The sequence below is a fragment of the Pigmentiphaga sp. GD03639 genome (assembly GCF_029845405.1).
GTDB lineage: Bacteria > Pseudomonadota > Gammaproteobacteria > Burkholderiales > Burkholderiaceae_B > Pigmentiphaga > Pigmentiphaga daeguensis.
Genome location: NZ_JAOCLR010000003.1, coordinates 295,374 through 321,234, shown reverse-complemented (window position 1 = coordinate 321,234; position 25,861 = coordinate 295,374). Strand labels below are relative to the sequence as shown.

The following is a 25,861-nucleotide window of genomic DNA, read 5'->3' as shown; positions in this document are numbered from 1 at the left end:
TCGCGAATCGTCAAGTCGGCGGCGATTGGCCGTTGGGCGGGGCGGCCGGGATGCCAGCGTGCCAGAGCAATTCGGAGGTCAAGGCGGCTGCGTTGGCGGCACCGCACAGGCGCATCGTCCGTATGAGCTCGTCGTGCAGGATGTCCAGCACGCGCGCTGCGCCCGCCTGGCCGGCCACGCAGGCGCCGAACAGCAACGGGCGTCCGACCAGGACTCCGGCAGCGCCCAGGCATCGCGCCTTGGCCACGTCGGCGCCGCGGCGCACGCCGCCATCCAGGAATACCTGCGCCTTGTCACCGACCGCCCTCAGGACTGCGGCCAGCGCGGCCAGGGCGGGGACGCCGGTCTCGAGTTGCCTTCCGCCATGGTTGGAGACCACCAGGCCGTCGCATCCCGCCCTTAGTGCCCGCAGCGCGTCGTCTGGGCGCAGCACGCCCTTCACCAGCAGGGGGCCGGGCCAGCGCCGGCGGATCTCGGCCAGGCCGCTCCAATCGAACGCGGGATCGAATTCGGCGCCTACCGACGGTGCAAGCGTGGAGCCGCGCGCGCCGGCCGGGTCGAGGCCAGCGAGATTGGCCATGGCGGGTACGCCATGGCGCAGCATGCCCAGAGCCCATCGCGGCCGGGCCGCGAACGCGGCGACATTGCGAGCGGTAAACCGGAAAGGCATGGCGCAGTCATTGCGCAGGTCCCGTTCCCGCTTGCCGCCTACCGGCACGTCCACGGTCACGACCAGGGCTTCGAAGCCGGCGGCAAGCGCGCGTGCGAGCAGGCGCCACATATGGTCCCGCTGGCGAAGCGGGTAGAGCTGGAACCACTTGGCGCCGGCCGATGCCTCGCCGATGGCTTCGATCGTGGTCGTGGCGGTGGTCGACAAGATGTAGGGGATGCCCGCCTGGGCCGCCGCGCGCGCGATGGCCCGGTCGCCGTCCAGGCAACCGTACCCGACCGCTCCCATGGGCGCCACGGCCACCGGCATGGCGACGGCACGCCCCAGCAGAAGCGTGGACGCGTCGGGCGAGGCGCCGCCGGCCAGCGCACGGGGAGACCATCCCACCTGCCGAAAGGCATTGCGGTTGAGCGCCAGGGTGTGTTCGTCGTCCGCCCCGCCGGCGTAGAAATCGAAGATCGGCCCGGGTAGGCGCCGCTTGGCCAGCGCTTCGAAATCATCGAGGGCAAAGGTGCGGTCCAGGCGGGCCATGATCGTGCGTCAGGGTTGCTTGGGAACACGGGCCAATTCGACCAGCATGCCCGCGGCCTGGCGGTCCTGGGCGAGAAAGCGGACGAATTGCTCGGGCGTGTCAAGAGCGCTTTCCACGTAGCGGGTTTGCATGACCTCGACCATTTTCGGATCCTGGAACACGGCGGTGAATGCGCGATGAATGCGCGCCACGATGCCGGACGGCGTACCGGCGGGGGCGGCGATGCCCCACCACGGCCGGCTGGGGAAACCGCCCAGGCCGCTTTCGGCCATGGTCGGCACATCTGGCAATTGTGGCGACCGTTGGGCGCCCGCCACGGCGATGGCGCGCAATTGGCCGCTCTGGATCAGGCCGATGAAGTTGCCCAGGCCCATCTGCGCAAGCTGGATCTCGCCGGCCGTGACGGCGTTGGCGATGGGGCCGCCGCCCTTGTACGGGACGCCCACCATGCGCGTTCCCCATTCCCGGTTGAGCCAGGCGACGAGCAATTCCTGCAGCGAACCGGAGCCCAGGGTGCCGAAATTGACGGCATCCGGGTGCGCCTTCGCATAGGCGCGCAATTCAGCCACCGAGCGCACGGGAAGCGCTGCCGGCACCACCAGCCCTTCGGTGACGTAGAACAGGCGGTTGATCGGCGTGAAGTCCCGGGCTGGGTCGTAGGGCAGCTTCTCGAACATGAACGGGTTGAATGACATGGTGGCGTGATACACCGCGCAAAGGGTGTAGCCGTCGGCGGGGGCCTTCGCGCAGGCCTCGGCGCCGACGATGCCGCTGGCGCCCGGGCGGTTCTCGACGACGATCGGCTGTCCCAATTGCTGGCCGAGCGCCGGCGTGGCGGCCCGGAGCACGACGTCGGTGACGCTGCCCGGAGCGATCGGTACGATCAGCTTGACAGGACGCGTGGGGTAGTCGTCCTGGGCCTGGACGGCAGGCGACAGGACGCAAGCGGTCAGCGCGAGGACGAACCCCGCGCGGCGGATGGTGGAATGCATGGTGGTCTCCTCGATGGCGGCGCCTGGCCGCTCGGTTTTCAGTGCAGCGACGTCTGGCCGGCAGCCGACAAGCCCAATGCCTTGATCACGTCTCCGAACTGTTTGTCGTCTTCCTGCATGTACTGCGCGAACTCGTCGCCCAGGCGCCAGCGGGTCGTGAAGAAACTGGCTCGGGCTTCGGCCTGGAAATCGGGGTCATCGGCCACGGCGCCCAGCGCCTCCACGTATTCGCGGGTGATCGTCCCGGGGAGGCCGCGCGGAGCGACGATGCCCCGCCAGTGCGCGACCGACCACGGCACGCCCGCCGCCTCTTGCACCGTGGGAACGTCGGGAAACGAGCGGTGGCGCTGGTCTTCCATGGTCGCCAGCGCACGGGCGCTGCCGGCCTGGAGCGGCCCGCGGGCGTCGGTCATGGTGATGGGCGCGACATGCGCGCGCCCCGCCAGCGCGTGCTCCAGCCCCTGTTCGCCGCTATGCGTCTCTATCCATTGGAGGTGCTCCAGCGGAATGCCGTTGACGTGCATCAAACCGGCCAAGGAGAATTTCCAGACGCTGAAATTGGGCCCGCCCGAGCCGATGATCGGATGACGGCGGCAATGTTCGAGGAAAGCGCGCAGATCATGAAACGGCGAGCCGGCCGGCACGATGACGGCCGAGGACTCGACGAACGGCACCGCCAGCGGCGTGTAGTCGGAGGGAGTCAGCGAGGTGAGGCCGGGGTGCCAGTGCATCATGCCGATTTCGCCGGTGATCAGGCCCAGCACCGTGCCGTCCGCGCTGGCATCGGCGATGGCCTGGTGGCCGGAGACGGCGCCGGGTCGATTCACCACATCGATGGTGCGCCCGAGTTTTCGTCCCAGGTGCCTGGCGATGAGTCGGGCGCGCTGATCGCTGCCTCCGTCTTTCACGTACGGGACCAGCAATCGGATAGGTGCATTGGAGTGGGGCATGGGCTTGTCGTGTCTCGTTGAGTCCGGTCAGCTTATCGGTGGGACGGCGCGGGGGCCAATGGCATGTTTTCATGCCTCATTCCCTGGGGTTATAGGCCGCCGGAAGACTCCCGCGCCGCCACGTGCCTGCGCATGCAATCGCCGAACAGATCGATCAGCGGCAGGGCAACCGGGTGCCTGCGCCGTGCCAGGCCGCCGCGGAAGCGCCAGATGCCTTGTGCTGTCGGCAGGACGTCGATGCCGAGCTTGCGCGCGTGCGGCAGCACCTGGTGCGATTGCGTCGCCACGAACTGGCCGGTCGCGACAAGCGAAAGCAGTATCTCGAGCGAATCGGCCTCGGCGGCGAAGCCTGGCGTGTCCAGCCCGCGCAGCGCGAAGTATCGCTTCATGCGTTCCAGCACGGCATAGTCATTGTGCGGGCCGACGAATCGGCATCGACTGAGTTCTACGTCGGAGACCTCGCCCGCCTGGTGCAGGGGATGGCTGCGATGCGCGAGGAAAACATGGCTGCTGTCGATCAGGTATTCCTTCTCGATGTCGTCGTGGTCGGGAAAATCCAGCGCGGCGCAGATGATGTCGAGTTCGCCGCGCAGCAATTGCGGCAGCAAGGTGCTCAGCACGCCGGGCACCACGCGTACGCGCAGGCTGGGATGGGTTTGCGCCAGTTCCGCCACGACGTCTGGCAGTAGATGGACGGACCAGAGCGGGCCGGCGCCGACATTCAGCATGCCCACGCCGCCGTCCTTCATCGAAAGGATTTCGTCATGGGCACGCTGCGATTCCAGCTGGATGAGGCGGGCGCGGTGCGCCAGCGTCGCTCCGTACGCGGTTGGCACCATGCCGGCGGCGGTGCGCTTGAACAAAGGTACGCCCAGTTGTTCCTCGAGCTTGCGCAGGCTCTTGGACAGCGCCGGCTGGGTGATGCACAACTCGTCGGCGGCCGCCGTGAGCGTGCGATGCGTCACTACGGCCAGGAAGCAGGTAAGCAGCTTGGAGTTAAGCACGGGCAGGGCCTTCCAGCGGGGAAGTCATCCCGGCACTCTACGAGCGGATGAGACGGCCCGGCCAGCCGGTTTGCTGGATAGTCGGTATCCATGGGCTGGATGATGCGCTGGTCTTTCCAGGATTGCGCCGCCGCGGCCGCCCTGATGCCAGGAGGCCGGGACATGCTTCAGCCGTCCTCGCCCGGATCGAAGTCCATGCGCCGCATCGCGTCCGCCAGCGAGATCCGCGACCGCTCGTAGTCGGCCCAGGGCGTGTTGCCGGTGGCCAGCCGGTCGCCCAGCGTGTGCAGCGTCCAGTGGGCGGAGCTCGACAGGCCGTCCAGTTCCTCCCAGGCCACGGGCACCGACACGGCCAGCCCCGGCCGCGCGCGTACCGACCAGGCCGCCACCGTGGTGGCGCCGAAGCCGTTGCGCAGGTAGTCGATGAAGATCTTGCCCACCCGGTTCCGGGGCCCGCTCTTGGCCACGAAATGGCTGGGCAGGGTCTGCGCCAGGTGCTGGACGATGGCGCGCGAGAAGGCCTTGACGGTATCCCAGTCGTATTGCGGCCGCAGCGGCACGATGACGTGCATGCCCTTGCCGCCGCTGGTCTTCAGGAAGGCGGGCAGGCCCAGTTCGCGCAGGAAGGCGTGCACGAGCTGGGTGCCTTCGCGGATGCGCGGCCAGCCCACGCCTTCGCCGGGGTCCAGGTCGAAGGTCATGCGGTCGGGCGTGCCGATCGCGTCGTCCGTGCCGTTCCAGGTGTGCAGTTCGATGGTGTTCATCTGCGCCGCGGACAAAAGGCCCTGCAGGTCGTCGATCTTCATCAGCGGTGGATGGCCCGGGTCGATCTCCTGGGGCAGCCTGACCACGCCGGGCAGCGCCGCGCGGTCGGCGTGCTTCTGGAAGAAGAGTTCGCCGCCCACGCCGTCCGGCGCTCGCACCAGGGCCACGGGCCGGTTCTTCAGGTGCGGCAGCAGCAGCGGGGCCATGGCCGCGTAGCACTGGACCAGTTGCAGCTTGGTGATGCCGCTCTGCTTGTCGATCACCCGTCCCGGGTGCGTCACGCGGAAGGAGGCGGGCAGGCCGTTGCTTTGCATGGTCTCGGATTCCTTGGGCGGCGCGGCCGCCTGTTCGCGGGTGACGGCGCTGGCGGGCTTGTCGGCGCGCAAGCCGCGGAAGACGCCCTGGCGGATGTGGCCGCCGCCGGTCCATTCGGCGAACGAGACCTCGGCCAGAAGCTCCGGCCGGACCCAGTGGGCCCGGCCCAGGCCCTTCGTGTTGGTTTCGAACGGGGAGCGCGGCGCGGCCAGCTCGTCCAGGCGCTTCTTCAGGGATAGCAAGGTACGCTGGTCGAATCCCGAGCCGACGTTGCCCGCGTAGCGCAGCCGTCCCTCTTCGTCGTGCACGCCCAGCAGCAGCGAACCCAGTCCCGAGCGCGTCCCCTGGGGGTCGGTATAGCCGCCGATGACGAATTCCTGGCGGTTCTGGCACTTGAGCTTGATCCAGTCGGCGGAGCGGCCCGAGCGATAGCCGCCGTCCTTGCGCTTGCCGATGACCCCCTCGAAGCCCAGGCGGCATGCCGAGGCGACCAGGTCGCGCGGCGCGGCCTCGAACGCGTCGCTGAAGCGCAGGCGCGCCGGATCGGCGTCCTCCAGCAGGCTGCGCAGCGTCGTGCGCCGCTCGGCAAGCGGCAGGCGGCGCAGGTCGCGGCCGGCGTAGAAGGGGAGGTCGAACAGGTAGTAGACGGCGCCGCGCGCGGAGCCGGTCTCGAACGCATTCTGCAGCGACTGGAAGTCGGGGATGCCGTGTTCGTCGGGCACGATGATCTCGCCGTCCAGCCAGGCATCGGCCAACTTCATTGCTTCGATCGCGGCGCGCAGTTCTTCCAGCTTGTGCGTCCAGTCCTTGCCGGTGCGGGTGTAGAGGCGAACCTGGCCGCCTTCGATGCGGGCCAGGATCCGGTAGCCGTCGAACTTCAGTTCGTATTGCCAATGCTCGGGATCCGGCGGCGGCGCGTTCACCAGCGTCGCCAGTTGCGGTTCGAGCGTGGCGGGCAGCTTCGCGTAGGCCGGCGCGGGAGCGGAGGCTTCCTCGGCATCGGCCTCGGGACCGGTGACCGCGTAGTCGTCTTTTTCCTTGATCAACAGCCAGGCTGGCTGCTTCTCGGCCTTGCGCATCCGCACCAGCGCCCACTGGCCGTGCAGCTTGGCGCCGCGCAGCTCGAACTTGAGCTTGCCCGCGCGGTAGCCCTTGCGCGGATCCTCCAGCGGAATCCAGGTCCCGGCGTCCCAGATGGCGACGTCGCCGGCGCCATAGTGGCCCTCGGGAATGCGGCCCTCGAAGCTGCCGTAGGACAGCGGATGGTCCTCGACCTGGACCGCCATGCGCTTGACGCCCGGATCCAGGCTCGGGCCCTTGGGCACGGCCCAGCTCTTGAGCGTGCCGTCCAGCTCCAGCCGGAAGTCGTAGTGCAGGCGCCGCGCCGCATGGCGCTGGACGACGAAGGACAGGGCGTGCGTGCCGGGCTTGCCGCCCGCGGCGGGTTCGGGCGTGTGGGCGAAATCGCGCTTGGCGCGATAGGTGCGGAGGGCGTCGTTCCTGGCCATGCGAGGCTCCGGTGGCCGCGGTCAGGCGCTGCGCCGGGTCTTGCCGCCTCGGGCATGCCCCTTGCCGCTGGAGCCACCGCTGCCCTTGTGTTTTTCCAGGCTGCGCTTGAGCAGTTCCGTCAGGTCCACGATGTCGGCCGTGGGCCGGGCTTCCTCCAGGGATTCGATGGGATGGACGGCCTGGGTTTCCTCCGCTTCGATCTTGGTCTGCACCAGTTGCAGGATCTTCTCCTTGAACTCGTCGTGGAACTGCTGCGGATCCCATTCGCCCGCCATGTCCTCGATCAGCTGGACGGCCATCTTCATCTCGCGCGCCGAGATGCCCTCGGCATGGCTGCCTTCCTCGGGCAGGTCCAGGTTCTCCCACGAGCGGATCTCGTCGCCCCAGCGCAGCAGGTTCAGGACCAGGCCGGGCCCGGCGGGAATCAGCGCCGCCAGGTGCTGCTTGGTCTGGATCACCACGCGTGCCACGCCTATCCGCCCGGTCTTGAACAGGGCCTCGCGCAGCAGGGCGTAGACCTTGGCGCCCTTGCCCAGGGGGGCCAGGTAGTAAGGCCGTTCGAGATAGATGAAGGGGATGGAGTCGGCCGCCACGAAGGTCTCGATCTCTATCGTCTGCGTGGATTCGGGATAGGCGGCGCGGATCTCGTCGTCGGACAGCACGACGTAGCGGCCATCTTCGTAGGCGATGCCCTTGACGATGTTCTCGCGCGTGATTTCGCGGCCAGTGCGCTTGTTGATGCGCTTGTAGCCCACCGGGTCCATGCTGCGCTTGTCCAGCCAGTCGAAATCCAGTTCGCTTTCCTGGGTGGCGGTGTACAGCGCCACCGGAATGTGGACCAGACCGAAGCTGATGGCGCCTTTCCAGAGTGTGCGTGCCGTGGTGGCCATGGCCGTTCCCCCTTGTGTAGCGGAATCGTCACGTCCAGCATATCCGAGGCTGGGGCCAGAGGCGGTGAAAATCCTGGCGAACTGGTAGCAGAGTGTTATCGCGGGCCAGGGCACGCGGGAGGGGCGGCCGCTTGCTGGACGTATACTTTCGTCTTTTGCCCGACCGTAATGAACGTCCGCGAATACTACGAGCAAGCCCTGGCCGAGCGCGGGTTCACCCCGGATGCGGCCCAGCGTGCCGCCATCGAGCGCCTGCAGCGCTACTACGATGACTGGGTCGAGTTCAAGTCGCTGCGTTCCAATGCCCTGAAGCGCCTGTTGAACCGCCCGGGCGTGCCGCGCGGCGTCTACATGTGGGGCGGCGTGGGCCGGGGCAAGAGCTTCCTGATGGACGCCTTCTACGCCACGGTGCCGGTACAGCGCAAGACGCGGCTGCATTTCCACGAATTCATGCGTGGCGTGCACCGGGAGCTGGACGAGGTCAAGGGCATGGCCGACCCGCTGGACGAGGTGGCGCGCCGCATCTCGCGTCGCTACCGGCTGATCTGCTTCGACGAGTTCCACGTCTCGGACGTGGCCGATGCCATGATCCTGTACCGGCTGCTGCTGGCGCTGTTCGCCAACGGGACCTCGTTCGTGATGACGTCCAACTACGAGCCCTCGACCCTGTATCCGGAAGGCCTGCACCGCGACCGCATCCTGCCGGCCATCGCGCTGATCCAGGAAAAGATGGACGTGATGAACGTCGATTCCGGCGTGGACTATCGCCGGCGGGCGCTGGAACAGGTCGAGATCTACCACAGCCCGCTGGGCCCGGAGGCGGACGAAGCGCTGGAGAAGGCCTTTGCCGCGCTGGCCGACACCCCGCCCATCGAGCCGCCGGTGCTGTCGATCGAGAATCGCCAGGTCAAGGCCCGCAGGCTGAGCGGGACGGTGGTGTGGTTCGACTTCGCGACGCTGTGCGGCGGGCCGCGCTCGCAGAACGATTACCTGGAACTGGCCAGCCGCTTCCACGCGGTGATCCTGTCGGACGTGCCCGCCATGGGGCCGCGGCAGGCGTCCGAGGCCCGGCGCTTCACCTGGCTGGTGGATGTGTTCTACGACCACAAGATCAAGCTGATCATGTCGGCCGCCTGCGAACCCGAGGAGCTTTATACCGAAGGGGCGCTGGCCAACGAATTCCACCGGACGGTGTCGCGGATACTGGAGATGCAGTCCAGGGAATACCTGGATGCCGAGCGGCGGGAAACGGTGGTCTTGTAGCCGCCCCGGGGGGCGGTTCGATCAGTGGCCGGCTTCCAGCGATCCCAGCGAGGCTTCGAGCCCGTCGAGCAGGTCGGCGGCGCTTTCGGGAAGCGCCGGGTCGCGGGCCAGCGACTGCAACAGCAGGAGCAGGCTGCCCGCGTTGGCTTCTTCATGGCCGGCGTGCGCGAAATTCGGATCGAGCGATCCATCGCCCGCATATTTCCTGCGCAGGAAATCGAGCAGGTCGATCTCGAAATCGGCAACGGTGATGTTGCCGATGCCCATGACGCATGAGCACGGCCCGCCGCGCAGCGGCAGGTGGCGCTGCACCAGGCCCTGCCAGCGGCCGGCCAGCGCAACGGCCTTGAGCCGTGAGGAAGTGGCGCGCGGCGTGCTCACTCGAGCTTGACTCCGATCTTCTGCGTCAGGGCGCGGAATTTCTCGACCTCGGCTTTGCGGAAGTCGCCGTATTCGGCCGGGGTCGAGGGCAGCGGCACCTTTGCGGTTTCCGCGAAGGACTTGAGCAGGTCCGGATCCTTCAGGATCTTCTGCACCGTGGCGTTGATCGCCGTGACGATGGCCGGGGGCGTACCCGCCGGCGCTTCCAGTCCCACCCATGACGACAGCGCGAAACCCGGAATGGTCTCGGACATGGCGGGCACGTTGGGCAGCGCCGGGCTGCGATCGCGGGTCGTGACGGCCAGGGCCTTGACCTTGCCGGCCAGCACGCTAGGCAGCACCGAGGTGTCGCCGAACAGGTAGTCGATCTGTTCCCCCAGCAGCGCGGTGAACGCCGGCGCCGTACCGGGGAAGGGGATGTGCGTGGCCTTGGCGCCCGTGGCCTGGTTCAGCATCTCGCCGGCCAGGTGGGGCACGCTGGCTGGGCCCGACGAGCCGAAATTCATGGAACTGCCCTTGTGCTGGAGCGCCGTCAGCAGGTCGGACAGGTTCGCGTAGGGCGAGCGTTCGGGCACGGTCAGGATGAAAGGACTGTCGGACAGCAGTGCCACCGGCGCCAGGTCCTTGAGATAGTCGTAGGGTAGTTGCTTGAACAGCGACGGCGCGATGGCGTGCTGGGTCACGCTGACCAGGAGCGTGTAGCCGTCGGCCCTGGCCCGCGCGACGTAGCTCGCGCCTATCGTGGTGCCGCCGCCCGCGCGCGATTCGACCACGACGGGCTGGTTCCATTCGCGGCCCAGGTATTTGGCGACGGTGCGGGCGAGGATGTCGGCGCCGCCGCCCGGGGCGTAGGGAACGACCAGGATGACCGGCCGCGAGGGGAATGGGTCGGCGGCCACGGCCGGGCCGGCAGCCAGGGCGGCGCAGGCCGCGGCGCCTATCGCGGCCATGCGGACCGCTTGCAACGAATCGAGTCTTTCGGACGTCATGGTGTCTCCTCTGGGGTGGAACGATCAGCGGCGGGCGTCTTGCCTGAGCCGCCGTGTTGCCGTGACGTCGATTCTGTCGTCGTCGATCACGACCTGATAGATGTCGCGCGCGTTGCCGGCGCTGACGTAGCCCTGCCGCACGTCGTCGAGCACGGACTCGGGATCCCTTTCGGCGGGCGGGCCGAAGCCGCCCCCGCCGCCCGCGCGCAGGTGCAGCGTGTCGCCGGTCTTGAGGCGTTCGTTGCGTATCTTGCCGGCCACCGTCTCGGGCCGGCCCGAGCCGTGGCGGGTCACGATGACCTCGTTGGGCAGGCCGGCGTGGCCGCCGTGCAGTCCCCAGGGCGCGCATTGCATGCGGTCGGCCTGGACGTCGACCGACAGGGTCGAGCGCGCCTGGACGACGACCTCGGTGCCCAGCCCGCCCCGGTACTTGCCGGCGCCGCCGGAATCGGGGCGCAGGGCGTGGCGTTCGATCAGGATGGGGTACTTGGATTCGAGCTGTTCGCAAGGACTGTTGTGGGTGTCGCCGTCGTTGGAACAGACCACGCCGCTCATGCCGTCGGCCGACTGCTTGGCGCCCCAGCCGCCGCCGGTCGGGCCGATGAAGCCGATGAAGAACTGGCCGTCCGCCGGCGCGATGCCATGGAACATGGCGATCACGAGATCGGCGTGGTGCGCGGCGATGGTGCGGTCGGGAATCGCGCTTGCCAGCGCCTTGAAGATGGTGTCGACCACGGTCATGGGGAAGGTCATCCATTTGCGCATGGCCGCGGGCTTGATGGCGCTGACCACCGTTCCCTGCGGCACGATCACTTTCAGCGGCCGGAAGCTGCCCTCGTTGATGGGGTAGTCCGTGGGCGAGGTCAGGCACTTGTAGGCGACCTGCGCGCAGGAATAACCGGTGCTGGGACCCGAATTGAAAAAGCCGCGCACCTGGGGGCTGATGTCGGACAGATCGACGGTCAATTCGTCGCCTTGCTTGATCACGCGCACCTTGATGGGCACGCGCTTGCCGATGTCCAGGCCGTCGTCGTCCATGAAGGATTCCGCCTCGTACACGCCGTCGGGAATCGACAGCGTCCGCTGGCGGGCCGCGGCCTCGGACTGGTCCATGATGTTCATGATGGCGCCGAGCACGGGCCCGCGGCCGTATCGCTCCAGCAGTTCGGAGAACCGCCGCGCGCCGGTGGTGACCGCGACGATCTGCGCGCGCAGGTCGCCCATCGCCCGTTCGGGCAGGCGGACGTTGCTGCGGATGATCTCGACCAGATCCTCGTTGACCACGCCGGCCCGCTGGTATTTGAGCACCGGGATCTGTATCCCTTCGGCATAGATGTCCGAGGTCACGCCGCCCAGCGCGCCGCCGACGTCGGGCCAGTGCGCCATGCAGCAGGCCCAGGCCGTGAGCCGGCCGTCGAAGAAGATGGGCTGGCTGAAGGTGAAGTGGTTGAGATGGCTGCCGGTGATGTAGGCGTCGTTGGTCACCAGGATGTCGCCGGGCTCGATGCCGTCGCTGCCGTACCGGTCCAGGTTGGCCTTGATGGTGTTGGCCATGCCGCGGATGAAGCTGGGCAGGCCGATGCCGATGGAGACGGTCTGCCCGTCGGCGGTGAACAGGCCCACGGTGAAGTCCAGCGCCTCGTAGATGATCATGTTGTAGGCCGTGCGCATGAGGTTGGTCTTCATTTCCTCGGTCACGGCCAGGACGCCGTTGCGGACGATCTCGGTCAGGACGGCGTCCGGGCGCGGGGTATCCAGGTCGGGCAGCGCGGAAGGGGCGGGCATGGTCAGCAGGCTCCAAGTTCGATGTGCAGGTTGCCGTAGGCGTCCACGGCAAGGCGGTCGCCGGGAAACACGACCGTGGTCGAGGCGTGTTCTTCGATCAGGGCGGGGCCGTCGATGGCGGTGCCGGCGGGCAGGGCGTCGCGCCGGAACACGGGGGTCTCGACGTCGCGGTCCCGGGCCGAGAAATAGACGCGGCGGTGTCCCGCGCGGGCGGCCTCGACCGATCGTTCCGCAGAGGGGGAAAGCTCCTCCATGGGCGGCTTGGGCATGACGCCGGTGGTGGCGGCGCGCAGCGTCACGATCTCGACCGGCTCGCCAGGCGCGCAGGTGCCGTACCGCTGCTGGTGGACGAGATCGAACTGGGCCTTGATGGCGGGCTTGTCGCCGGATCGCAGCGCGGTTTCGTCCAGATCGACCGTCACGGAATGCTCCTGCCCGACATAGCGCATGTCGGCGGAATAGGCGACGGTGGTCGATCGGGGCCGGACGGTGCTGCTTTCCAGGGCCGCGCGGCCCTGGCCGGCGAGCTGGTCGAGCTGGTCCATGACGTCGTCCAGGCCGACGTCGGCCAGCTTCGCGAAGCTGGTGCGGACGTAGTCGTAGCGCAGGTCGGAGTGCAGCATGCCGAAGGCGCAGAAATGGCCCGGCGCGCGGGGGATGATCACATGGCGCATGCCAATCTCGCGCGCCACCGCGGCGGCGTGCAGGGGGCCGGCGCCACCGTAGGCGACCAGCGTGAACGAGGCGGCGTCCAGGCCGCGTTCCGTCGATACGCCCTTGACCGCGTAGGACATTTTCGTCGCCGCGATGCGCAGGATGCCTTCGGCCGCCTGCTGCACGTCCAGGCCCAGGGGGAACGCGACGTGGGTGTCGATTGCCCGGCGGGCCGCTTCGATGTCCAGCGGCATCTGCCCGCCCAGGAAGCGGTCGGCGCCCAGGCGGCCTAGGACCAGGTTGGCGTCGGTGACGGTGGGGGCTTCGCCGCCGCGGCCGTAGCAGGCCGGCCCCGGTGCGGCGCCGGCGCTGCGGGGGCCGACGCGCAGGGCGCCGCCGTGGTCGAGTTCGGCGATGCTGCCGCCGCCCGTGCCGACCTCGAAGACGTCCACCAGCGGGATTTGCACGGGCAGGCCTTCGTTGTAGCCGCCCACCAGTGCGAGGTTGCCGGTCAGGATGCGGCCGTCCAGGATGACGCCGGCCTTGGCGGTGGTGCCGCCCATGTCGAAGGCCACGGCATTGGCGATGCCCAGGCGGGCGCACAGCGCGTGGGTGCCGACGACGCCGGCGGCAGGGCCCGATTCCAGCATGCGCACGCATTGCTGCCTGGCCTGGTCCGGCACATACAAGCCGCCGGTCGACTGGACCAGCAGGAACGAGCCGGCGAATCCCTGCTCTTGCAGGTGGCCTTCGATTTCGCCGATGTAGCGGCTGACGGTGGGGCCGACGTAGGCGTTGGCCACGGCCGTCGAGCAGCGTTCGAACTCGCGGTATTCCTGCGACAGTTCGTGCGAGGCGGTGACGAAGGCGTGGGGCAGGCGGGACTGCACGATGGCCTTGACCCGGGCCTCGTGGTCCGGATTGGCGTAGCAATGCAGCAGCAGGATGGCAACGGCCTCGACGCCCCGGGCGATGAGTTCGTCGCAGATGCGATGCACCTGGGCTTCGTCCAGCGCGGCGTGGACGGTGCCGTCGGCCGTCATCCGCTCGGCCACCTCGAAGCGCAGCGCGCGTTCGACCAGCGGGACGTGCTTGGAGAAGAAAAGGTTATAGGCGTCGGGCCGGTTGATGCGGCCGATCTCGTAGATGTCGCGGAAGCCTTCGGTGATCAGCAGCGCCGTGCGCGCGCCCTTGCGCTCGAGCAGGGCGTTGATGGCGACCGTCGAGCCATGGAGGAATATCTCGGCATCCTCGAAGCGGGTGTCCGCCTGGGCGACGCCGCTGGCGATGCCTTCGACCAGATGGTCGGGTGTGCTCAGGGACTTGCCCAGCGACAAATTGCCGGTCCCCGCGTCGAAATAGGCCACGTCGGTGAAGGTGCCTCCGATGTCCGCGGCCAGCCTGCTGCCTGTTCTCATGAAATCCAACCCTCGTGATAAATCCGTCGTCTTTTTTTATAAGGTAACCTAGGTTACCTTTAATCGTCAAAGGGATGGATATAAAAAATTAATTCCATTAAAATCAAAAACTTAATGGAGAGTAACTATGGTTTTCATGAAAATTCGGATGGTTGCGAACCATGGATGACCCCCATAAAGCGCCGGCCCTGAGCGACGCGGCGGACGCCGGCGAGTCGGCCAAGGTCGAGCAGATCGCCGCCGTGCAGCGCGCGTTCGAGGTCGTGGAGGCCCTGGCGGACGCCAAGGACGGATTGTCATTCACGGACATCGTCAGCCTGCTGGCGGTGAACAAGGCCATTGCCTTCAAGCTGCTCAACACGCTCGTCGCCTGCCGCTACGTCTTCCGCGACCCGGCGTCCGGGCGGTATTGCCTGACGTTCAAGCTCAGCAACCTGGGGCTGCGCAAGATGTCCCGATCGCTGTTACTGGACCAGAGCAATTCCATCCTGCGCGAGCTGGCGGATGCCACGGGGGAGCTGATCCGGCTGGCCGTGGCCGAAGGCGACAGCATCACCTGGGTCTCCTCCATCCTGGCGCAAAGCCGGCTGCTGCAGCTCAATCCCAGCTATGGCTTCGAGGTGCGGCTGCACCTGCATGCCGCCGGCAAGGCCTGGCTGTCCACGATGAGCAGCGAGCGCGCGCTGGGCCTCGTGCTGCAGCGGGGCCTGGAGCCCGCCACGGAACATTCGCTCGCCACGGTCGAGGCGATCCTGGACGACCTGAAGCTGTCCGCCCAGCGGGGCTATTCGATTTCCTACGAGGAACATTCCCTGGGCGTGGGCGCGATCGGCGTGCCCGTGATGGTGCGCCGGTTCGGCGACCACAAGGAATGCGTGGGCGTGGTGACGCTGGCGGCGCCGTGCGCCCGGATGAACCGTCAGGCGCTGGAGGACATCGCCCCGCGGGTCAAGGAGACGGTGGCCCGGCTTGCGGCGATCTGGCCGGTGGGAGACGGCCGCACTTATTCGTGATCATGACGAAAAATGCCGCTACGCGGCGGCGCTGCCCCCCGAGGGGGTGCTTTTTGCCGCCGGGCCGTCCGGCGTTGCCGCCTACCGCTTCAGCTTCGCGAAGGCCGCGGCCATCGCGCTTTCTCCCGGCGGCGGCGAGCTCATGCCGCGATCGCGCCCGCGACCGCCGCCCCCCGGGCGGCCCGTGCCGGCGCTGCCGCCGTCGCCGCGGCGCGCGGGGACCGAGTCGTCGTTCAGGCGCATGGTCAGCGCGATGCGCTGGCGCTGCAGGTCGACTTCCTGCACCTTGACCTTCACCGTCTGGCCCACGCGCACCACGTCGCGCGGGTCCTTGACGAATTTCTCGGACAGCGCCGAGATGTGGACCAGGCCGTCCTGGTGGACGCCGATGTCGACGAAGGCGCCGAAGTTGGCGACGTTGGTGACCACGCCTTCCAGGATCATGCCCTGGCGCAGGTCGTTCAGCGTCTCGACGCCGTCCTGGAAGGTGGCGGTCTTGAACTCGGGGCGGGGATCGCGGCCGGGCTTCTCGAGTTCGCTGAAGATGTCCTGGACGGTGGGCAGGCCGAAGCGTTCATCGGTGAACTGGGCGGGCGAGACGCCCTTGAGCGCGGCGCGGTTGCCGATGACCTGGCGGATGTCGGTCTGGAGCTTGGCCAGGATGCGTTCGACCACGGGATAGGCTTCCGGGTGGACGGACGAGCAGTCCAGCGGATTGTCGCCGTTGGCCACGCGCAGGAAGCCGGCGGCCTGTTCGAAGGCCTTGTCGCCGAAGCGCGGCACGTCCATGAGCTTGGCGCGCGAGGGAAAGGCGCCGTTCTGGTCGCGCCAGGAAACGATGTTCTTGGCCAGTGCGGCGTTCAGGCCCGAGACGCGGGTCAGCAACGGCACCGAGGCGGTGTTCACGTCCACGCCCACGGCGTTCACGCAGTCTTCCACCACGCTGTCGAGCATGCGCGCCAGTTCGCGCTGGTTGACGTCGTGCTGGTACTGGCCGACGCCGATGGATTTGGGGTCGATCTTGACCAGTTCGGCCAGCGGATCCTGCAGGCGGCGGGCGATGGAGACGGCGCCGCGCAGGCTGACGTCGAGCTCGGGGAACTCGGCGGCGGCCAGTTCCGAGGCCGAATAGACGGAAGCCCCGGCCTCGGAGACGACGATGCGGGTCAGGTTCAGGTCCGGGTAGCGCTTCATCAGGTCGGCGGCCAGCTTCTCGGTCTCGCGCGAGGCGGTGCCGTTGCCGATGGCGATGAGCTCGATCTGGTGGCGGCGGGCGATGCGGGCCAGGGCCTCGATCGAGCCGTCCCAGTCGCGGCGGGGTTCGTGCGGGTAGACCGTCGCGGTTTCCAGCAGCTTGCCGGTGCGGTCGATGGCCGCGACCTTGACGCCGGTGCGGATGCCGGGGTCCAGGCCGAGCACGGCTTTCGGGCCGGCGGGCGCCGCCAGCAGCAGGTCTTTCAGGTTCAGGGCGAAGACGCGAATGGCCTCGGTTTCCGCTTCTTCGCGCAGGCGGGCCAGGTTCTCGGTCTCGAACGAGGGCAGCAGCTTCACGCGCCAGGTCCAGCGGCAAACCTCGCCCAGCCATTTCTGGCGCGGGCTGACGTCCAGCCCGAAGACGCCGTCCAGGCCGACCAGCTTGGCGACGCGCGCCACGCAGGGGTGGGGAAGCTGTTCTTCCAGTTCGGGCTCCAGGCCCAGGCGCAGTTCCAGCACGCCCTGCTGGCGTCCGCGCAGCATGGCCAGCACGCGGTGCGAGGGCAGGGTGCGCAGCGGCTCGCTGAAATCGAACCAGTCGCGGAAATTGGCGCCTTCGGCTTCCTTGCCCTCGGCCACCTTGGAATAGACCAGGCCGGTATTCCACAGGTAGCCGCGCAGGTTCTCCAGCACCTCGGCGTTTTCGGAGAAGCGCTCGGTCAGGATGTCGCGGGCGCCGTCCAGGGCGGCCTTGACGTCGGCCACGCCGGCCTCGGCGTTGACGTAGTCCGCGGCGGCGGTTTGCGGATCGATGGCCGGATCGGCGAGAATGGCGTCGGCCAGGGGCTCGAGGCCGGCTTCACGGGCGATCTGGGCACGGGTCCGGCGCTTGGGCTTGTACGGTGCGTAAAGGTCTTCCAGGCGCTGCTTGGTGTCGGCGGTGGTCAGCGCGTCCTTGAGCTCGGGCGTCAGCTTGCCCTGCTGCTCGATCGAGGCCAGGATGGCCGCGCGGCGGCTTTCCATGTCGCGCAGGTATTCCAGCCGTATTTCCAGGTTGCGCAGGACGGTATCGTCCAGGCCGCCGGTCACTTCCTTCCGGTAGCGGGCGATGAACGGCACGGTCGCGCCGTCATCCAGGAGTTCCACCGCGGCCGAGACCTGTGCCGGGCGTGCGCCGAGTTCTTCGGCAAGCTGGGCGATAATGCGGGATTGGGCCTGGGTGTCGAGTGCCTCGCCCCGGTCGGTGACCATAGCCATCGAGTCCGTCCTACCTTGGAAAATGAAGCCGCGGATTTTGCCACAGTCTGAGAATATGTCCTTAATTGCTTTCTGCCCGGGCGTTACGCAATGTGTCGACCGCCTGCCCGCCACGGGCGGCTGGGCCGCCCGGCTGGCGCGCTGGCTGCTGCCCACGGTCGTGGCCGTGGCCGTCTGCGCGTCGCCCGCATGGGCGGCCGAGGGGGACGGGCAGCCCGCCCCCGCGCAGACCTACGCCTCGAAGGAGGCGGCCCAGGCGGCCGCCGACGCCGCCAAGGCCGAGTCCGACCGCATCAAGCGGCAATACGACATCGACGCGGCCGAGTGCATGCACAAGTTCTTCGCCAACAGCTGTGCCGAGAAGGCCAGGCTCGAGCGCAATGCGGGCGTGACGCGCGCCGACGGGGAACGGCGCGCAGCCGAGCTCTATATCCGGCGCGAAGAAGCCCGCGAGCGGCACGAGAAGCGCGACCGCGACAATGCCGAGCGCGACGCCAAGGCCGCCGACCGCGCCGCCCGCAAGGCCGAGGAAGCGGCCAGCCGCCCGCCGCCCAAGGCCGAGCCGGCCCCCCCGCCGCGCCCGTCGGCCCCCGCCGCCGCGCCGGCGCCGCGGCCGCCGCGCGCCGTGGACGATCCTGCCGTTCGCGCCCGCAACCGGGCCGAATTCGAACGCAAGCAGGCCGAGGCGCGCGAGTACGCCGAGAAGCAGGCCCGCGATCGGCAGGAAGCCGAGGCCAAGCGTGCCCGGCGCCGGGCCGAGCGCGAGGAAGAGGCCGGGCGCCTGAAGGCGCAGCAGCAGGAAGAGGGCGCGCCGGCGCCTGCCGGGAAGCCGTGATGGACGACAGGATCCAGGCGCTGACCGCGCGCATCGTCGAGCTGCAGCTCGAGCACCGCGACCTCGACGCCGCGATCGAGAGGCTGGCCCTCGACGCCGCAGTGGACGAACTGCGCCTGAAGCGCATGAAGAAGCGCAAGCTCCAGCTCAAGGACCACATCGTGGCCCTGCAGATGCAGCTCATACCGGACATTCCTGCATGACCGCTTCGATCATGGACATCGGCGCCGACGTGGCCGCCGTGTTCGCGGCCGACGGCCCCCTGGCGCGCAAGCTCAAGGGCTACCGGCCGCGGATCCAGCAGATCGAGCTGGCCCAGGCCATCGCGCGGGCCATCGGCGATCGCGGCACGCTCGTGGCCGAGGCCGGCACCGGGACCGGCAAGACCTTCGCCTATCTCGTGCCGGTGCTGATGCACGGCGGCAAGGTGCTGGTCTCGACCGGCACCAAGACGCTGCAGGACCAGTTGTTCGCCCGCGACCTGCCGGCCGTGCGGGACGCGCTGGGGCTGCCCGTCGTCATCGCGCTGCTGAAGGGGCGGTCCAACTACCTGTGCCACTACCATCTCGAGCGCACCGTGGGCGACGGCCGCCTGGCTTCGCGGGCGGAGGTCGCCCAGCTGCGCAAGATCGAGGTGTTCGCCAAGCACACCCGCAGCGGCGACAAGGCCGAACTGGCCGAGGTGCCCGAGAACGCGGACATCTGGCACAAGGTGACGTCCACCCGCGACAATTGCCTGGGATCGGACTGTCCGGCCTTTCGCGAGTGCTTCGTCATGCAGGCCCGCAAGCGCGCCATCGAGGCCGACGTGGTGGTGGTGAACCATGCGTTGTTCCTGGCCGACCTCGCGCTCAAGGACGAAGGCATCACCGATCTGCTGCCGGCCGCCGATACGGTGGTGTTCGACGAGGCCCACCAGTTGCCGGCCGCCGCCACGCGCTTCCTGGGCGAGTCGGTGTCGTCGCACCAGCTGCTGGACTTCGCGCGCGACGCCACGGTCGCCGGCCTGTCCCATGCGCGCGAAAGCGCGGACTGGCCGGTGCTGGGACAGGCCGTCGAGCAAGCCACCCGCGAGCTGCGGCTGTCGTGCGCGGCGGTCGAGAAAATGCCGGGCCAGCGCAGCACCTTCGACACGCTGCCCAATCCCCAGGACTTCGGCAAGGCGGTGCAACAGGTGATCGATGCGGTCCACACCCTGGGCCGCATCCTGATGGCCGTGGGTGAGCGCCACCCCGATCTGGACATGGTGGCCAAGCGCGGTCCCGACCTGATCGCGCGGCTGGCGCGCTGGACCGAGGCCCACGGCGTGCCGCCGGCCCATGCCGGGCAGACCGGCAAACCGGCCGAATCCGCCTGGCCGGAATCCGTTGCCGACCAACCAACCGAGCAGCCCCCGCAACGGGCAGACGACGGCTGGGTGCGCTGGGTGGAAACCGGCACCAGCCACATCCGCCTGCATACCGCGCCCTTGTCCGTCGCACAGGCGTTTTCGCAGTACCGGCCGGCGGGGCAGGCCTGGATCCTTACCTCGGCCACCTTGTCGGTGCGCGAGGATTTCTCGCATTTCACGCGCCAGCTCGGCCTGTACGAAGCCACGACCGGCCGTTGGGAGTCGCCGTTCGACTACGGGACCAATGGCCGACTGTTCGTGCCGCATGGCATTCCCGCGCCGCAGGATCCGCGCTTCACCGAAGGCTTCGTCGAGGCCTTGCTGCCCGTGCTGGCGGCCAGCCGCGGTTCGGCGCTGGTGCTGTGCACGACGCTGCGGGCGGTGGACAAGGTGGCCGAGCTGCTGCAGGAAGCCTTCCGCGAACGTGGCTGGGAATGGCCTCTGTTCAGGCAGGGCGACCGTTCCCGCCGGGAACTGCTGGAGCGCTTCCGGACCAGCGCGCACGCGGTCCTGGTGGGCAGCGCGAGTTTCTGGGAAGGCATAGACGTGCCGGGCGACGCGCTGACGCTGGTGGCCATCGACAAGCTGCCGTTCGCGCCGCCGGACGATCCGGTGCTGGATGCCCGCATCCGCGCCTGCCGCGAAAGGGGCGGCAATCCCTTCTTCGAATACCAGTTGCCCGAGGCCGCTATCGCGCTCAAGCAGGGCGCGGGACGGCTGATCCGCACCGAGACCGACTGGGGCGTGCTGATGGTGGCCGACCGCCGGCTGGTCGAGAAGCCCTACGGCAAGCTGTTGTGGCGCGGCCTGCCGCCGTTCACGCGTACCCGCAACGTGGCGGACGTCGAGGCGTTCTACGCCGAGCGCGCCGAGACGCTGTCGCCAGCGGCCTGAGCGGTGCGCTGCCGGAACCCCGCACCGGCCAGGGCCAGCAGGCCCTAGCGAATCACCACCGACACGCTGGTCCGGGGCGGCACGGTGATGACCTCCTCGTAGACGTCCCGCACAGCCGGCCGCACGAACGGGAAGAATCCCCGCGGCTGCAGATACATCGGTACGCTCGTTGGCAGCCCGTAGTCCGCGTACAGCGCACCGTCCATCGGCACGAGGTCGTAGCCGGAGTCGCTTCTCGCCCCCAGGCCGAAGTTCGGCGGCGATGCCGCCGGCAACAGTGCGCTGGTCGTGCCGATGCGGCGCATCGTCGTCTGGATGCCCGGGCCGCCCACGTCGCGGATGACCTTGTCCAGGATGCGCCAGGAGTCCGGCGCGCCGGTCTCGTTCAGCAACCTTCGATAGAAGTCCATGCCGTAATGACGCAGCAGGTAGGCGCCTATGGTCGAGTTGATGTTGTAGCTGTCGCAGGCGCCCCAGTCCAGGATGGCGATCGACAGGATGTCGCAGTTGAAGTTCTGGTCGCGCAGCCAGTAGCGGACGAAGAAATCACGGTTTTCATGGTGGCGATTCAGGCCGGGAAGGTAAAGGGCATCCTCGGCCATCAGCGCGATCAGTTCGATGAACCAGGATTGATGGAAGTACTCCTGGCCTGGCTCCTTGGAGATGACCTGCAGGTAGCGTGTGGAAAGGTGAGTCAGCTCATGGGCGAAGGAGGCCAGTTCGTCCAGGACGGGGTTGTAGAAGTTGTCGTCTGACATGAAGAGGACCAGCGCTTCGTTGCTGAGATTGTCCTCGGGAGGGCCGGCTGGATCGTTCAGCCCGACGTCGTTCCAATGCACCATTCCGGCCGCCATCATGTCGCGGATGAAGGCGACGTGCAGGTCCGCGTCGGGAGGGATGGCCGGCAATTCGCCTTCCGGATACGGGCCCCAGGGCGGACCGACGAGTGCCACGGTCCTGTCGTAGACCGCGTCCTCTCTTTGGGCGACGTCGCGGATGAAGCCGTCGAGCATTGCATCCGTGACACTGCCGGCTGCCTGGGTCTCCGCGTCGATCCATACATGGATGCCGCGCCCGTCGCGGGCCACGGTCTGGCGGACCAGGGTCGACCGGCGGAACGCGTCTTCTTCCGTGCCCATCCCGTAGCCGGATACCCGCCAGGTGCGCACGTCCCCGAGCCGGGGCGCGTGGGCGGTGCGGCTCGGCCCCACGATTCTGTGCGCGGGCGAGGGTTTGCGGCTCTTCAGCCTCTGCATCGGATCGGCCTGCATCGGCGGCAGGTCGGGGTGCCGCGGGCGGCGCGGACTTGCGACATCCGCCGCGTCCGCGCCGGCCGGGAACGCCAGCCTGGCGGCGGGCGCAGCGAGCGGATAGGGCGAACGCAGATACAGCTCCAGCGCGGGCAGGCGCTGCGGCGTATCCCCGTGGTTGGTGTAGATCAACTGCACATCCTTGCCGGCCACGCCAGCCAGCCGGATGGGCAGGGCGGTCCGTTCGTCGCCGGTATTGGTGTACTGCCAAACGCCGATACCCGAGCCCGCGTAGCGGTGGGCATCGATGGCGCCGCAGCGGGGGCCGCTGCAATCGACCTCGAGCTGCGCGGTGGAAGGCGGCGGTTCCGTCGGGGCGATGGGTTCGGCGTCGCCCCCGCATCCCGACAGCAGCATCAGGGTGGCGGCGGCAAGCAGGGCAAGCGTGGGGGAGGCGGGTCTCATGTCGGCTCCTAGCGTACGACGACCGACAGGCTGGCATGCGGGGGGACGACGATGTTCTCCCGGTAGTTGTCCCGCACGGCCGGCCGGGCGAAGGGGAAGAACGCGCGCGGCATCAGGGTCATGATCGTGTCGGTCGGCAGCGTGAATTCGCTGGCGTAGGTGCCGCCATCGATGGCGGCCAGCGTGTAGGCGCCGTCCGTCCGTTCAGGCAGTCCGTAGCCCCTGGGCGACGCGGCTGCGGGCAGCAGGGCGATGTTCGTGGCGAAGCGGCGCAACGCGGTATCTGCGCCTTCTCCGCCCGCCTGCTTGATGGCGTCGTCCAGGATGGCCCAGGAATCCGGCGAACTGGTATTGCGCAGCAATTGGCGATAGAAGCCGATACCGTATTGCCGCAACAGGTAGGCGCCGAACGTTGCCCGCACCGCGTCGGAATAGCAGGCCGATCCGTCGGCGTCCAGTGACGTTGTCAGGTCGCAGTTGAAGTTGCCCGTGGCGCCCAGCGACAGCCAATACCAGCGGTAGATGTCGCCTGCAAGCTGATAGGTATCGACGCCAGGCAGGTAGAGGATGTCCTGCATCATGAAGCTCGTCATGATGTCGAGCCATGGTTCGAAGGACTGGTCGGTCTCGGGCAGTGCCGAGCGATGATAGATGTTGGACATCTGGGTCAGCAGCAACGCCATGGCCGCGGCCGGTTCGCCGTACGCGTAGTAGTCGTCCGGCTGATAGAAGCGCTCCGAGGTCAGATATACCGCCAGCGCTTCGTTGCTGGTGCGGACGTATTCGTCGAAGTCGGGATTGCCCGTCTGTCGGCGGATGCGAAGGTCGCGGGCGCCGGGATAGGCCACATAGGCCAGCTCCTTGCCCAGTACGATGTTCAGGTCTTGCGCCGGCGGGATCGCCCCGGCCGTCTCGTGCTGTCCCCAGGGTTCGCCGGCGAGGTCCGTGGCCCGCGTGTAGATGGAGTCCGGACCCGAGATGACTCGTCGCAACAGGGTATCCAGCATCGCGTCGTTGACCAGTTCGTCGCCGTATTGATCGTCCTCCAGCCAGATGTTGACCCGGCGCGGGCCATCGGGGCCCTGGGCCTGCCCCTGGCGAAGCAGGTTGAATGAGCGTTCTACCCGCCCCTCTGTCCACGTATCGACCCACCAGGTGCGTGTGGAACCCACGGCGGCGGTGGCAGCGGGGGCTCGTCGGCTGACGGTCTGCCTGGCGTCGACTCGTTGCGCGACGGGCGGCACGGCGGGGGAAAGGGCGGGAGCGCGCCGCGCGGCGGCGGGCGCGCCCGGCGGATACGGCGAGCGCTCGAACAATTCGATGCCGGGCATCTTCTGCGGGGTGCCGCCGTGGTTGGTGATGATCAGCTGCACGTCCTTGCCTGCCAGGCCCGAGATGTCGATCGCCACTGTCTGCCGATCGTCGGTCGTATTGGTGTATTGCCAGATGCCGACGCCCGAACCCAGGTAGCGATGGGCATCGACCGCGCCGCAATGAGGTCCGCTGCAATCGACCGTCAGTTGCGCCTCGGCCGGAGCAGGCGGTTCGGGCGTATCCGGCGCCACGGCGCCGTCTCCGCCGCAGGCGGCCAGCAGCAGCCATACGCCATGGATGGCCAGGCGTCTGATGGGAAGGCATGGACGTGAAGAGACTGTGATCATGGCGATTCCTTGCTATCGGATGACGAGGCTCAGGCTGGAGCGTGGGGGAACCAGCAGCGTTTCGCGGTAGCTGCCCTGGACAAGGGGACGTACGAACGGAAAGAAGCCGTAGGGTTCCAGGTAGAGCGGCACGCGGCCGGGTAAGGTGTTGATGTCGGCATAGCGCGCGCCATCGAGCGGGATAAGGAAGACGTCCTGCCCGTGCCGCGCGGGATAGCCGAAGCCTGGGGGCGATGCCGCCGCGGGAAACAGCGCCGCGCTGGTCCCGAAGCGCCGCAGGAGGGCCGGGAAACCGTCGCCGCCGGCCTGCCGGAGGGAATGGTCGAGGATTTCGAACGAGTCGCTCGAACTGAAGTCGTGCAGCAGCGAAACCAGTAGATCGGCACCGTAGTGGCGCATCAGGAAGGCGGCCAGTGCATTGACCGTGCTGTAGCCATAGCAGGCCCGGTTCGGCAACGGGATCGGATACATGTCTCGCAGGTCGCAATTGAAGCCACCGCGTTGTCCCCAGGACAACCAGCTCTGGAACCGCGCCTCGGTATCGGAGGGCGCCGCGTCGTCGGGATGGTAGGCCAGCTCCTTCATTGCTTCCGCGACGGTTTCGTTCAGCCAGGAGTCGAGCTGGTCGTCATCGCCTGCGAGGATGCCTCGATAGAACCAGAATATGAGATGGGTGAGTTCGTGCGAGAAAGTCTGGATGGCATCGGTGTAGACGTCGTCGGGGGCGTAAATGCTCCGGGCGTGCATGTAGACCGCCAGCGCCTCGTTGGACTGCTGGATGTTCGGGAAGTCCGGGTAGTAGTGCCGCACGTAGGCGTCCGTGAAGTTGACATAGCCCAGGACCTCGAGCGGTTCCACGATCACCACGTTCAGGTCTTCATGGGCGCCGATGATGTTCTCGTAGGGGATTTCCGCCCAGATCGGTCCCGCGATCCTCGTTATCCGGTCGTAGGTGGACCGGATACGCTCCTGCAATTGATCCAGCGCTTCGTCGGTAATGACGCCAGCAGCCGTGACCGCGTCCTCCACCCAGATGTTCAGCGCCCGGGGATCGGCGCCGTCGAGGCTGGAGCGCCGGCGCAGCGTGGTCGGGCGCGGGGCCCTGGCGTTGTCACCGCCGGAAAAATCGTTCACCCACCATTCCCGGGTGTCGCCCACCCGGTGGGATGCGGAGGCCGCCATCCGGGCCAGGGCCGGGCCGGAGGCGGTCTTCGCACGCGGGCGGGGCAAGGCGCGCAGGTCGTAGGGCGCATGGGGCCGCGGAAGACCCGCCCGGGCCGGAGCGGGTGCCGCCGCGCGCAGCAGGGCGGCCGTGCCGGTGTAGGGCGAGCGCAGGAACAGCTCCAGCGGCGGCAGCTTCTGCCGCGTGTCCGAGTGGTTCACGTAGGAAAGATGGACGTCCTTGCCCGGTATGCCGTCGATCCGGACGGACACTTCCACGCGGTCGTCGGTATCGTTGGTGTACTGCCAGACGCCCACGCCGGAGCCGGCATAGCGATGGGCGTCGATGGCGCCGCAGTGCGGCCCGCCGCAATCGACGGCCAGTCGCGGGCCGGTCTCGGGCGCAGGTGGCGCCGGCCCGGCGGCTTCTTCCCCTCCGCCGCAGGCGGCCACGGCCAGGATGGATAGCAGCGACAGCACGCGCAGGAGCCGGGCGCGGAGTCGTGGGGGCATGGGCGATACCTGTCGGGTGGGAAACGTGGCCGCCAGCGTAGCGGAAGGTCTTGCCGCGCGCATTGGTCCAAGGTCCAATGCCTGGCGATCCACTCCGTGATAGCGTTGTGC

At 68.1% G+C, this 25,861-nt stretch carries 19 protein-coding genes; 5 read left to right on the top strand and 14 right to left on the bottom strand.

The window, feature by feature from the left end; translation table 11 throughout:
* Positions 1 to 10: 10 nt before the first annotated feature.
* From N5K27_RS05270 to N5K27_RS05245, 6 genes are all read right to left on the bottom strand, one after another.
* Entirely contained in the window at positions 11 to 1,201 is a 1,191-nt protein-coding gene (locus tag N5K27_RS05270) for an alpha-hydroxy acid oxidase (RefSeq protein ID WP_279815061.1), read from the bottom strand.
* A 9-nt stretch (positions 1,202 to 1,210) separates the two neighbouring features.
* Positions 1,211 to 2,194, bottom strand: coding sequence for a tripartite tricarboxylate transporter substrate binding protein (locus N5K27_RS05265; protein ID WP_279815059.1), 984 nt, complete (start codon positions 2,192 to 2,194; stop codon positions 1,211 to 1,213).
* 38 nt (positions 2,195 to 2,232) lie between these two features.
* The gene (locus N5K27_RS05260; RefSeq protein WP_279815057.1) at positions 2,233 to 3,144 is read right to left on the bottom strand and encodes a tripartite tricarboxylate transporter substrate binding protein; all 912 of its coding nucleotides are present in this window, start codon (positions 3,142 to 3,144) and stop codon (positions 2,233 to 2,235) included.
* 89 nt (positions 3,145 to 3,233) lie between these two features.
* The gene (locus tag N5K27_RS05255; protein ID WP_279815054.1) at positions 3,234 to 4,148 is read right to left on the bottom strand and encodes a LysR family transcriptional regulator; all 915 of its coding nucleotides are present in this window, start codon (positions 4,146 to 4,148) and stop codon (positions 3,234 to 3,236) included.
* Between the two features lie 167 nt (positions 4,149 to 4,315).
* The gene (gene ligD, locus N5K27_RS05250) at positions 4,316 to 6,736 is read right to left on the bottom strand and encodes a DNA ligase D (protein ID WP_279815052.1); all 2,421 of its coding nucleotides are present in this window, start codon (positions 6,734 to 6,736) and stop codon (positions 4,316 to 4,318) included.
* 21 nt (positions 6,737 to 6,757) lie between these two features.
* Complete coding sequence (locus tag N5K27_RS05245; RefSeq protein ID WP_132980273.1) at positions 6,758 to 7,627, bottom strand: Ku protein; 870 nt, start codon at positions 7,625 to 7,627, stop codon at positions 6,758 to 6,760.
* A gap of 168 nt (positions 7,628 to 7,795) precedes the next feature.
* Between N5K27_RS05245 and zapE the strand changes: the two genes are divergently transcribed.
* Positions 7,796 to 8,890: a cell division protein ZapE gene (gene zapE, locus N5K27_RS05240; RefSeq protein WP_279815051.1), complete on the top strand. Its 1,095-nt coding sequence runs from the start codon at positions 7,796 to 7,798 to the stop codon at positions 8,888 to 8,890.
* A 21-nt stretch (positions 8,891 to 8,911) separates the two neighbouring features.
* Here zapE and N5K27_RS05235 read toward each other — a convergent pair whose 3' ends face one another.
* From N5K27_RS05235 to N5K27_RS05220, 4 genes are read right to left on the bottom strand one after another with little or no spacing between them, the layout of a single operon-like run.
* The gene (locus N5K27_RS05235; RefSeq protein ID WP_279815048.1) at positions 8,912 to 9,271 is read right to left on the bottom strand and encodes a hypothetical protein; all 360 of its coding nucleotides are present in this window, start codon (positions 9,269 to 9,271) and stop codon (positions 8,912 to 8,914) included.
* Positions 9,268 to 10,260, bottom strand: coding sequence for a tripartite tricarboxylate transporter substrate binding protein (locus tag N5K27_RS05230; RefSeq protein ID WP_279815046.1), 993 nt, complete (start codon positions 10,258 to 10,260; stop codon positions 9,268 to 9,270). Before N5K27_RS05230 ends, N5K27_RS05235 begins: the two co-directional genes overlap by 4 nt.
* Before the next feature lie 24 nt (positions 10,261 to 10,284).
* Positions 10,285 to 12,045, bottom strand: a complete 1,761-nt coding sequence (locus N5K27_RS05225; RefSeq protein WP_279815043.1) for a hydantoinase B/oxoprolinase family protein — start codon at positions 12,043 to 12,045, stop codon at positions 10,285 to 10,287.
* A gap of 2 nt (positions 12,046 to 12,047) precedes the next feature.
* Positions 12,048 to 14,117, bottom strand: a complete 2,070-nt coding sequence (locus N5K27_RS05220) for a hydantoinase/oxoprolinase family protein (RefSeq protein WP_279815041.1) — start codon at positions 14,115 to 14,117, stop codon at positions 12,048 to 12,050.
* A 161-nt stretch (positions 14,118 to 14,278) separates the two neighbouring features.
* Between N5K27_RS05220 and N5K27_RS05215 the strand changes: the two genes are divergently transcribed.
* Positions 14,279 to 15,130 (top strand): IclR family transcriptional regulator, encoded by an 852-nt coding sequence (locus N5K27_RS05215; protein WP_279815039.1) that lies wholly within the window; start codon positions 14,279 to 14,281, stop codon positions 15,128 to 15,130.
* Positions 15,131 to 15,211: 81 nt separating this feature from the next.
* On the opposite strand, the gene N5K27_RS05210 is transcribed toward N5K27_RS05215, so the two are convergent.
* A complete protein-coding gene (locus N5K27_RS05210) occupies positions 15,212 to 17,581 on the bottom strand; it encodes a Tex family protein (protein WP_279815038.1) in 2,370 nt (789 codons plus the stop codon).
* A gap of 55 nt (positions 17,582 to 17,636) precedes the next feature.
* On the opposite strand from N5K27_RS05210, the gene N5K27_RS05205 reads away from it, so the two are divergent.
* From N5K27_RS05205 to N5K27_RS05195, 3 genes are read left to right on the top strand one after another with little or no spacing between them, the layout of a single operon-like run.
* The gene (locus N5K27_RS05205) at positions 17,637 to 18,416 is read left to right on the top strand and encodes a hypothetical protein (RefSeq protein WP_279815036.1); all 780 of its coding nucleotides are present in this window, start codon (positions 17,637 to 17,639) and stop codon (positions 18,414 to 18,416) included.
* Positions 18,416 to 18,619 carry a YdcH family protein gene (locus tag N5K27_RS05200; protein ID WP_087841124.1) on the top strand — a complete coding sequence of 68 codons (204 nt, stop codon included), beginning with the start codon at positions 18,416 to 18,418 and terminating at the stop codon, positions 18,617 to 18,619. Before N5K27_RS05205 ends, N5K27_RS05200 begins: the two co-directional genes overlap by 1 nt.
* A gap of 8 nt (positions 18,620 to 18,627) precedes the next feature.
* Positions 18,628 to 20,700 (top strand): ATP-dependent DNA helicase, encoded by a 2,073-nt coding sequence (locus N5K27_RS05195; protein ID WP_279815097.1) that lies wholly within the window; start codon positions 18,628 to 18,630, stop codon positions 20,698 to 20,700.
* A 44-nt stretch (positions 20,701 to 20,744) separates the two neighbouring features.
* Here N5K27_RS05195 and N5K27_RS05190 read toward each other — a convergent pair whose 3' ends face one another.
* From N5K27_RS05190 to N5K27_RS05180, 3 genes are read right to left on the bottom strand one after another with little or no spacing between them, the layout of a single operon-like run.
* Positions 20,745 to 22,415: a hypothetical protein gene (locus tag N5K27_RS05190; RefSeq protein ID WP_279815035.1), complete on the bottom strand. Its 1,671-nt coding sequence runs from the start codon at positions 22,413 to 22,415 to the stop codon at positions 20,745 to 20,747.
* Positions 22,416 to 22,423: 8 nt separating this feature from the next.
* The gene (locus N5K27_RS05185) at positions 22,424 to 24,076 is read right to left on the bottom strand and encodes a hypothetical protein (protein ID WP_087841126.1); all 1,653 of its coding nucleotides are present in this window, start codon (positions 24,074 to 24,076) and stop codon (positions 22,424 to 22,426) included.
* A gap of 12 nt (positions 24,077 to 24,088) precedes the next feature.
* Positions 24,089 to 25,750 carry a hypothetical protein gene (locus N5K27_RS05180; RefSeq protein WP_279815032.1) on the bottom strand — a complete coding sequence of 554 codons (1,662 nt, stop codon included), beginning with the start codon at positions 25,748 to 25,750 and terminating at the stop codon, positions 24,089 to 24,091.
* Positions 25,751 to 25,861 lie beyond the last annotated feature (111 nt).